This window comes from Aggregatibacter kilianii (assembly GCF_003129965.1).
Lineage (GTDB): Bacteria > Pseudomonadota > Gammaproteobacteria > Enterobacterales > Pasteurellaceae > Aggregatibacter > Aggregatibacter kilianii_A.
The window spans coordinates 40,401-49,983 of record NZ_NRCJ01000017.1; the positions used below are offsets into that span (position 1 = coordinate 40,401).

10 protein-coding genes are annotated in these 9,583 nt (G+C 41.2%); 4 read left to right on the plus strand and 6 right to left on the minus strand.

Annotation, left to right across the window (positions count from 1 at the left end):
* Positions 1–31: 31 nt before the first annotated feature.
* From nikA to DK430_RS11645, 3 genes are all read left to right on the plus strand, one after another.
* A complete protein-coding gene (gene nikA / locus DK430_RS11635; RefSeq protein ID WP_109079228.1) occupies positions 32–1,615 on the plus strand; it encodes a nickel ABC transporter substrate-binding protein in 1,584 nt (527 codons plus the stop codon).
* A gap of 97 nt (positions 1,616–1,712) precedes the next feature.
* Positions 1,713–2,456: an MlaA family lipoprotein gene (locus DK430_RS11640; protein ID WP_109079229.1), complete on the plus strand. Its 744-nt coding sequence runs from the start codon at positions 1,713–1,715 to the stop codon at positions 2,454–2,456.
* 13 nt (positions 2,457–2,469) lie between these two features.
* A complete protein-coding gene (locus DK430_RS11645; protein WP_109079230.1) occupies positions 2,470–2,964 on the plus strand; it encodes a YfbU family protein in 495 nt (164 codons plus the stop codon).
* 84 nt (positions 2,965–3,048) lie between these two features.
* Here DK430_RS11645 and DK430_RS11650 read toward each other — a convergent pair whose 3' ends face one another.
* On the minus strand, positions 3,049–3,732 hold the full coding sequence (locus DK430_RS11650) for a 2,3-diphosphoglycerate-dependent phosphoglycerate mutase (RefSeq protein WP_005702539.1): 684 nt from the start codon (positions 3,730–3,732) through the stop codon (positions 3,049–3,051).
* A gap of 306 nt (positions 3,733–4,038) precedes the next feature.
* On the opposite strand from DK430_RS11650, the gene DK430_RS11655 reads away from it, so the two are divergent.
* Positions 4,039–5,697 carry a phospho-sugar mutase gene (locus DK430_RS11655; RefSeq protein WP_109079231.1) on the plus strand — a complete coding sequence of 553 codons (1,659 nt, stop codon included), beginning with the start codon at positions 4,039–4,041 and terminating at the stop codon, positions 5,695–5,697.
* Positions 5,698–5,828: 131 nt separating this feature from the next.
* Here DK430_RS11655 and DK430_RS11660 read toward each other — a convergent pair whose 3' ends face one another.
* The 5 genes from DK430_RS11660 to DK430_RS13420 form a co-directional block, all read right to left on the minus strand.
* A complete protein-coding gene (locus DK430_RS11660; protein ID WP_109079232.1) occupies positions 5,829–6,350 on the minus strand; it encodes a hypothetical protein in 522 nt (173 codons plus the stop codon).
* A 256-nt stretch (positions 6,351–6,606) separates the two neighbouring features.
* Entirely contained in the window at positions 6,607–6,951 is a 345-nt protein-coding gene (locus tag DK430_RS11665; RefSeq protein WP_109079233.1) for a hypothetical protein, read from the minus strand.
* Positions 6,952–7,134: 183 nt separating this feature from the next.
* Entirely contained in the window at positions 7,135–7,632 is a 498-nt protein-coding gene (locus DK430_RS11670; protein WP_109079234.1) for a hypothetical protein, read from the minus strand.
* A 182-nt stretch (positions 7,633–7,814) separates the two neighbouring features.
* A complete protein-coding gene (locus tag DK430_RS11675) occupies positions 7,815–8,810 on the minus strand; it encodes a tetratricopeptide repeat protein (protein ID WP_162616844.1) in 996 nt (331 codons plus the stop codon).
* An 8-nt stretch (positions 8,811–8,818) separates the two neighbouring features.
* Positions 8,819–9,583 (minus strand): RHS repeat-associated core domain-containing protein (locus DK430_RS13420; protein WP_162616845.1); only part of this gene is annotated, 765 nt, incomplete at its 5' end.

Here is a 9,583-nt window from a genome sequence, read left to right on the forward strand (position 1 = left end):
TCATGCCTTTTGTTTATTGACGGAGAGCTTCATGAAAAAAATAACCTTAATTCTGACCGCACTTTTCACCGCCTCGCTCGGTTGGGCGAATATCCACAATAACGAATTGGATTATGCCAGCACCAAAGACATTCGGGATATTAATCCGCATTTGTATGGCGGCGAAATGGCGGCGCAGAATATGGTATTTGAGCCTTTGGTGCTGAATACGGAATTCGGTTCGCAGCCCTATTTGGCAGAAAGCTGGAGCATCTCGCCGGACGGCAAAACCTATATTTTTAAATTACGCAAAGACGTAACATTCAGCGACGGTGAACCGTTTAACGCGCAGGCGGTAAAACTGAATATTGATGCCGTACTGGATAATTACACCCGTCATGCCTGGCTGGAATTGGTGCAGCAAATCGACAGCGTACGCGTGATCGACGATTACACCATCGAATTGAAGCTCAAAAACGCCTATTACCCAACCCTTACCGAACTCAGCCTAACCCGTCCGTTCCGTTTTATTTCACCGAAATCCTTCATCGATGGTAAAACCAAAGAGGGCGTGAAAGACTATGCCGGTACCGGCCCTTGGATGTTGGCAAAACATGAACAAAATCAATACGCCCGTTTTGTCGCCAATCCTCATTATTGGGGCAAAAAGCCGCGGTTAAACGCCGTGGTGTGGCACGTTATGCCTGATCGCCAAACCATGTTGGCAGCACTGGAGAACGGCGACATTCAATTAATTTTCGGTTCCGACGGCGACATGGTGAACATGGATGCTTTCGATAAACTGAAATCCTCCAAAACCCTTTCCACTTTGTTGAGCGAACCCACCGCTACCCGAGCCATCATCTTAAACAGCGGACGGGAAATTACCGGCGAGTTACCTGTGCGTGAGGCGTTGGAACACGCCGTGAACAAACAAGGCATCGCGCAAATCGTGTTTGCCAATTCGGAAAGCGTGGCGCAAACGCTGATGTCCAAAAATGTGCCTTACAGTGATGTTGAACTGAAAACCTACGATTTTGACATAGTCAAGGCCCGTCAACTCTTGGATTTCGCGGGCTGGAAGCTGCCGGCAGGCAAAACCGTGCGTGAAAAGGAGGATAAATCGCTGTCGCTGTTGTTTTCTTATAACGTTAACAATGCGGCGGAGAGAGAAATCGCCGAATTGATTCAAGCGGATTTGAAAAATGTCGGAGTCGAGTTGCGCATTGTAGGCGAAGAAAAAACGGCGTATTTGGAACGGCAAAAAACCGGTGATTTTGATTTGCAATATTTCCTTTCTTGGGGCAAGCCTTACGAGCCGGCATCTTACATTTCCTCCTTCCGCAGCCCCGCCCATGCGGATTTTCAGGCACAAAAAGGGCTCAAAAATAAACCGGAAATGAACTTAATTATCAGTGAGTTATTGACTACGCCCGATGAAACGCTGCGCAAGAAGCTGTATGTGAATTTGTGGAAAACCCTTGCGGTTCAGGCGGTGTATCTGCCGTTGACTTACGCCCGCACCAAAGCGGTGTTTGCCAACGAATTAAAAGGCGTGGGATTTAATCAATCGCAATATGAAATTCCGTTTGAACGGATGTATTTTTCGCCGACACAAAGCGCGCCGACAAAATAATGGTGCGGCATAAAGTGCGGTTGTTTTTTCAAAAATTTTTGTAGTTCGCAGGCAAGTTGTTTACAATGAAGCCATTTTTAATCAGCAGAGTGTCATTATGAAAACACAGAAATTGTTAGCGGCGTTAGTGCTGGGTTCCGTCGTGCTGACCGGTTGTTCCTCAACCATCGACCCGGAAACCGGCGAGCGTAAAGATGCCCTAGAAGGCTTTAACCGTAAAATGTGGGATTTCAACTATCACATTGCCGATCCTTATGTGCTCAAACCGATTGCCAAAGGCTGGAAAGAATATGTGCCGAGCCCGGTACGTACCGGTGTGATCAATGTGGCGGACAACTTGGATGAGCCGGCAAGTTTTGCCAACCGTTTGGTGCAGGGCGAATTTAAACAAGCGTTGATTCATTTTAACCGTTTTTGGATCAATTCCATTTTTGGGTTGGGCGGTTTAATTGATGTGGCAAGTTATAGCGACCCGCTGAAAAAGCAAGGCGAAAATCGTTTCGGCGACACGCTCGGAAGCTACGGCGTCGGCACCGGCCCTTATGTCATGCTTCCGATGTACGGACCGGCAACACCGCGTCAGGACATCGGCAATCTGGTGGATACCACTTACCCGATGCTTTCTCTGCTTGGACCTTGGGGCTTTTTAAAAGCGGGTCTGCAAGGCATTGATACGCGTGCCAAACTCATGGATAAAGAGGCCTTATTGGATCAGGCGCAAGATCCGTATGTGACCTTCCGCGAAGCCTATTTCCAAAATCTGGAACAGCGCATTAACGGTAATAAAGAGAAAAAAGCCGATCCCGCTTTATCGGACGATATACTGAACCAAATCGATTAACAGGAGATAGACCATGGAAATGTCAACCACGCAACGTCTGATTTTAGCCAACCAATACAAACTTATGGGGTTGCTTGACCCCGACAACGTTGCCAAATACCAACGCTTGGAAACCATCGTGCGAGGCGGTTTTGCTTTGGAATTACGCGCCTTAGACAATGATTTCACCAACATTTCCGAGCGCGAATGCCAAACCGTGTTGGACACGTTGGAAATGTATAAAGCGTTGCAAATTTCCTACAACAACTTAGACGACAAATCCGAATTAAGCGAACACCGCTTACAATTTGTCGGCTATTGCGCCATCCGCGAGAAGAAATACCTGAGCTACTTGCGCTTTATCACCGGCGTGGAGGGGCAATATCAGGAGTTCATGCGCTGTGAGCACGGCTGCGATTCGCAAACCCCGATGTGGGATAAATACTCCCGTATGCTTGAAGTTTGGCGCACCTGCCCGCACGAATATCATCTCAGCATGGCGGAAATTCAGAATATCCTGAACGCGTAAACCGGGTTTAAAAAACACCAAAAAAACAAACCGCACTTTATGACCTAAAGTGCGGTTGTTTTTTATGGCAAATTTGTATCGGGATTACAAATAGAATTTTTCAACCACTTTCAGGTTATCATCCAATTTGTAAACCAACGGCTGACCGGTCGGGATTTCTAAATCCATGATGTCCGCGTCGGAGATGCCTTCGATGTGTTTTGCTAAAGCGCGTAAAGAGTTACCGTGGGCGACCACTAAAACGCGTTTGCCGCTTAACAGTGCCGGGGCGATTTGGTCGTCCCAGAACGGCAGTACACGCTCTAGGGTCACTTTTAAGTTTTCGCCGTCCGGAATCACATCGTCCGGTAAATGGGCGTAGCGACGGTCATTGTGCGCGGAGTTCGGATCTTTCGGGTCCAATAACGGTGGCAGGGTGTCGTAAGAACGGCGCCAGATGTGAACTTGTTCGTCGCCGTATTTTTCGGCGGTGGCTTTTTTGTCTAAGCCTTGTAGTTCACCGTAGTGACGTTCGTTTAAACGCCAGTTTTTCACTTGCGGGATCCATAATTGGTGGGATTCTTCCAATACGATGTTACAGGTTTTGATGGCGCGGGTGAGAACGGAAGTGAAAGCGATGTCGAATTCAAAACCGGCGTCTAATAATTTTTTACCTGCCGCTTTAGCTTCTTCAACGCCGCGTTCGGTTAAATTGACATCACGCCAACCGGTAAATAAGTTTTTTGCATTCCATTCACTGAAGCCGTGACGAATAAAAACTAATTCCATAATAAGTCTCCTGAGATTAATTAAAAAAACTGCGTCAGTTATAGCAAAAAAACGCCTTTTTTGAAAGGAAAAACGCCGAAAATTTTTACCGCACTTTATGCATGAAACACGCAGTCCGATTGATTTTGCCCCAAATGTCAAGGTGATAAATTTTTTACAAAATCAAAGCAACTGATTGCCTTGATCCGAATCTGTGAAATAGATCAAAATGTCACGCATTAATCGGAAATAATCGTTTAATTTCGGTCGGTTTTTCGATAGGCTAGGGGCATTTATTTTTACATTGACGTTGAACAAGGAGACAGTATGTCAGCACTTTTTGATATTGCACAAAATTGGTTAAACCAAGATCCGGACGCAGAAACGCACGCAGAATTGACCGCACTTTTAGCCGCTGCGAGAGGCGGAGACAAAAAAGCCGAAGACGAGCTCGCTGCCCGTTTTGACGGACGTTTACAATTCGGCACCGCCGGTTTACGCGGCCGTCTGCAAGCGGGTTCTATGGGGATGAACCGCGTGTTGGTGGCGCAAGCCGCTGGCGGTTTGGCATTATTCTTAAAAGAGTACGATCAACAACCGTCCATCGTGATTGGCTATGACGGGCGTAAAAATTCCGATGTGTTCGCGCGCGATACCGCCGAAATCATGGCGGGCGCGGGCATCAAAGCCTATTTATTGCCACGCAAATTACCGACGCCGGTGCTGGCTTACGCCATTCAATATTTCGACACCACCGCCGGCGTGATGGTCACCGCCAGCCACAACCCGCCTGAAGATAACGGCTATAAAGTGTATTTAGGCAAAGCCAACGGCGGCGGACAAATCGTCTCCCCGGCGGATAAACAAATCGCTGCGCTCATTGATAACGTTGCCGCCGGCAATATCGCAGACCTACCGCGTAGCCAAGATTATGTGGTGTTAGACGACACCGTAGTGGATGCCTACATCGCCAAAACCGCCTCCCTCACCAAAGAGCCTCAGGCGGATATTAACTACGTTTACACCGCCATGCACGGCGTCGGTTATGAAGTGTTAAGCAAAACCTTGGCAAAAGCCGGATTGCCGCAACCGCATATCGTCGCCGAACAAGTGTGGCCGGACAGCACGTTCCCGACCGTCAATTTCCCGAACCCGGAAGAAAAAGGCGCCTTGGATTTAGCCATTAACGTCGCGAAAGAAAATAACGCCGAGTTCATTATCGCCAATGACCCCGATGCAGACCGCTTGGCGGTGGCAGTGCCTGATGCGGAAGGCAACTGGAAACCGTTGCACGGCAACGTGGTCGGCTGCTTCCTGGGTTGGTATTTGGCAAAACAATATCAAGCGCAAGGCAAAAAAGGTGTGTTGGCTTGCTCTCTCGTCTCTTCTCCGGCATTGGCGGAAATCGCCAAACGCTATGGCTTTGAATCTCAAGAAACCCTCACCGGCTTCAAATATATCGGCAAAGTGCAGGGCTTGTTATTCGGCTTTGAAGAAGCCCTCGGCTATCTGGTTGACCCGGACAAAGTGCGCGACAAAGACGGTATCTCCGCCGCCATCGTGTTCTTGGATTTAGTGCGTAACCTGAAAAAACAAGGCAAAACGCTGGCGGATTACGCGGTGGAATTCACCAAAGAGTTCGGCGCGTATGTGAGCGGACAAATTTCCATTCGCGTGAGCGATCTTGCCGAAATAGGTAAATTAATGACCGCACTTCGCAACAACCCGCCAAGCCAAATCGGCGGTTTTAACGTGGCGCAATTCATCGACCACACCAAAACCGACCGCCAAAGCGACATTTTGGTCTTCGTGCTGGAAAATGGCAGCCGTCTTATCGCCCGTCCGTCCGGCACCGAACCGAAAATTAAGTTCTACCTCGACGCTCGCGGCACGGATCCGAAAAACGCCGATCACGTTTTAGCGGAATTTGACGCCGCCGTCCGCGCAATATTACGCCAAGGGGCTTATGGCAAGCAGGATTGTTAATTGGATAGGTAAACCAATTTAGATCTAAAAAAATTAACCGCACTTTTAGCTGAGTGTTATGCTCTTAAAAAAGTGCGGTTAAATTCTTATATAGGCATATAATATGTATTATTTTAAAGCTACTTTACTAACTACTTTTCACTAATATTTTTTAAGATTAAGTATCTTTTATATGGTTTTGTGTAAAGGATTAGTGAAATAATTATTTGCGTTGCTGAAATTAAAAATAGAAAACGGTTTTCTCCATTTTCAAAGAATGAAAAACTAAAGATTAAAAACAATAAAGAAAAAATAAATAATATTAGATTCGTTTTGCGAGAAGATATTTTTGATGGCTCAAGAAACTTCTCTTTGAAATCAATCTCTTCTATATAGATAGAGTTTATATTGCTCATCTCTCTTTCCATCTTATATATGATTATTTTAAAAACTATGATTGACATTAAAATAAATGTAATATAAGAGAAATATCTATGTTCAACATGTTTTCCAAGAATATAAGTAGCGCTGTTTGCTATAAGTATTGATAATATAACATTAGGTTTAATGTCCTTGCTAATGCCGGTATATTTTTTGCAAAACTGTCTATTCTCCACATCATAAAAAATATGGAATTTATCTCTGGCTGTGTAAATTGGTATTAGATTTTTCATATAATTTTTACCTATTTTAATAGCTTGTATCTATAATGTGGTTTAGATATAACAATATAAAGTGTGGTCATTTTTTAAGCGTTTTTACATGAAAAATGCCAAAGAATTTGACCGCACTTTTAATGATAATTTATTGTGTCAATACGACTTCATTAATATCCTGGCAATTATTTAATGATGTATTTTCTGCATTAATGTATAAAGATATAAACATAAAAAATAATATTTTTTTCATAAAGCCTCTATATGTAAATAATCATAACCAATTTGTGATAGTTAGAGTAATAATTACAATAAAAATTATAGCTAATTCAAAGACGATGGCAATATTAGATAAATCTCTAACTAATTTATATAATTCAGGATCAAAATCTAATTCATTTGGCATTTCTTTGTTTCTCCATAAGAAAATAGCAAAGGAATATTTCATCATTATTAAGAAGTCTAGAAAAAAATAGTCATTAGACGGGTGCCCAGCTTTTTTATCTAGTTCAGGAATTTTTCTTATCGCTAAAATCAAATCTAGAGATTTTTGATTTATATATATTAAACAACCTAAATATATAACTAAAATAGATATGATTATTATAATATTTAACATGTTATTCTCTCATTAAAATCTAAGGAATGGAGGAGGTTTGTTATAATCTGTAGGGGATGATTTGTATTGGTTTTAGAGTTTGAGCATTTATTTTCTATCTTTTAGTTTGGCAAGGTTCTATTCTTGATTTTTTTACAATTGATGCTACAGAATAACCCTTTCTCTCTGTATTTTATATAAATTTTAATATTGTTGAATAAATAAAATTATTGATATAGCTAGAATTATTGTTCCTAGGTGATAACATAGCGCAGTAATATATCCTTTATATTTCTTATTGCTCTTTTCAAATTCTTTAAAGAGCTTTATATAGTTTTTTTTATGCCATCCTAAAAGAATTTCATTTATAGTATATGAAATAACTAATGCTACTATGGTAAAAGTATAAAGTTTATGTTTGTTGTTAATGCTAATTCCAAATAAGGTGACAAAAAAGAATAAAAGACAAGAAGAGAGAATAGTTCCGGTAGTTAGCATGCAATAAAAAGAAAATCCTATGTCAAGACCATATTCTGGATTATCCATTATGTTTCTATAATATTTTTCTCTCTTTTTTAGGTTTTTATTAAAAAATGGTATGAAATTCAAGATGTATTTTGTAGGCTTTTCTATAAAATTAATACCTATAGTACGGTGAAGTTTCCAAGTAAAATAAAAAACATAATTTAAAAATCTCTTCATATTATTTATCACCTTGCCAAATTTTTTCAGCTGCCCATTCTAATGCGGACTCACCAACCCAAGAACCGACAAATGCGCCAATAGTATCGCCAATTATTGTATCCGGTCCCAGAAATATACTTCCGACTGTAGCACGAATTTTGGGAGGGACTCAAGAATTTGACCGCACTTTTAATGATAATTTACTGTGGCGGTACAAACCCATTTTGTTTAGCTTTTTCTAACCAATAGTTGGCTTTTTCCAAATCTTGTGGAATGTCTTTTGTGCCTTTGGAATAGAGCTGATATAAAGCATACATTGCTTCAGGTAGATTATTATCTGCTGCTTTTGAATACCACTTAATGGCTTCTTTTTCGTCCTTTTGGACGTAATAACCGGATAGATACCAATTTGCTAAATTATTTTGAGCAAAACTTACTCCCATTTCAGCTGCTTTTAGGTAATTTTCAAAGGCTTTACTATCATCTTTTCTTAAAAGACTATTCCCTTTTGAATATTCATATCCAAGATTAAAAAATGCCAAAGGGAAATTTAATTCTATACCTTTGTTTAACCACTTCATGGACATTTTTTCATTACCTATTAATTTATACATAGAGTATAGGTTTAATATTGCAGTTTTATCATTCATTTCAGCTGCTTTTTCAGTCCAATGTATTGCTTCATTTTGATTTTCTATGGTGCCGTTATAAAAAAGTTCGGCTCCTAAATTCATCATTGAAGTTATATTTCCTTTTTCAGCGGCCTGTCGATAATAATATAGGGTTTTACTAAGATCTCTTTTAACGCCTATTCCATGAGTGTAATAAAGCCCTAGTTCATTCATTGCATCAGATAACCCATCATTTGCCGCACTCTCCATCCACTCAAATGCTAATTGATAATTTTGTTGAGTACCTATGCCTCTCAAATACATTCTACTAAGTTCTAATTTAGCTTTAACTATATTATTATCAGCAGCTTCTTTTATTAACTGGAATGATTTCAAATCATTTTTTTCTATATCTTTACCTTGATAATATTTAATACCTAGATAATATTTACAGGTAAAATTTGATTTTTCTATAGTAATGAGATCTTGAATTGGTGTACTTTCAGAACAAACTATTCCCTCGGAATTATTTTTATCACAACTAGAAATAAATAATATAGAAAACAATAAAATTAAGTATTTCATATTTTTCCTTACAATTTTAGTGCTGAGTGGCAACGTGAATAAGTGCGACATCTTGAAACTTCCATTGCACCTGACTGAGAACCGAAAGCAATACCTTTAGATTGGGAATGTGAACCATCTGTGCCTTGGCACATTCCCATGGTTCCAGATACAGGAACTTTAAAAATATTAATTACACCGGGTGTTGTCACTACTCCACAATCACTTTCGCTTACTCCACTCTGCATTGCTGAATTAGATTGAGCATAAGCTATATTTGCACTTGGTGTTTTTCCTTTACTATCTAAAGTGTCGCAAACTGTTACATATGTACATTCATTTAACTCTGAGGTAATTCCATATCCAGCAGTAATACTCGTTCTACCCGTGATCGGAGTACCTACTTCAAGAGAGTCTGTCTTTTTATTTGGATTAGCCTTAGCTCTTTCCAGAATATCAGTTGTGGCTACTGATTTTGTATAAGGATTTTCCCAATTGATTGGTAGGATTTTACTAGCGGCAGATAGTCCATAGACATCGGTCCATTGTTGAATGCTCGGAGCAAATGTATATAAATTACTCCCCCCAGCAAGCCCAATCGGATCCAACTGCGTAAACCGCCCGATATGCGGGTCGTAGTAGCGGAAGAAGTTGTAATGTAAGCCGGTTTCTTCATCGGCATACTGGTTTTGTAGTCTGAACGGTTGATGTGCGTCTGCCATCAGGTTATGACTGTTACGCAATTTGCCCCAACCGAGGTAATCACCATACCAGCAAAGATTGCCTTGTTCATC

Bases quoted from the DNA above. Each gene is read 5' to 3' on its own strand.
- DK430_RS11665 (WP_109079233.1), bottom strand. From the start codon at position 6,951: ATGTTAAATATTATAATAATCATATCTATTTTAGTTATATATTTAGGT.
- DK430_RS11640 (WP_109079229.1), top strand. From the start codon at position 1,713: ATGAAAACACAGAAATTGTTAGCGGCGTTAGTGCTGGGTTCCGTCGTG.
- nikA (WP_109079228.1), top strand. From the start codon at position 32: ATGAAAAAAATAACCTTAATTCTGACCGCACTTTTCACCGCCTCGCTC.
- DK430_RS11645 (WP_109079230.1), top strand. From the start codon at position 2,470: ATGGAAATGTCAACCACGCAACGTCTGATTTTAGCCAACCAATACAAA.
- DK430_RS11650 (WP_005702539.1), bottom strand. From the start codon at position 3,732: ATGGAATTAGTTTTTATTCGTCACGGCTTCAGTGAATGGAATGCAAAA.
- DK430_RS11660 (WP_109079232.1), bottom strand. From the start codon at position 6,350: ATGAAAAATCTAATACCAATTTACACAGCCAGAGATAAATTCCATATT.
- DK430_RS11670 (WP_109079234.1), bottom strand. From the start codon at position 7,632: ATGAAGAGATTTTTAAATTATGTTTTTTATTTTACTTGGAAACTTCAC.
- DK430_RS11655 (WP_109079231.1), top strand. From the start codon at position 4,039: ATGTCAGCACTTTTTGATATTGCACAAAATTGGTTAAACCAAGATCCG.
- DK430_RS11675 (WP_162616844.1), bottom strand. From the start codon at position 8,810: ATGAAATACTTAATTTTATTGTTTTCTATATTATTTATTTCTAGTTGT.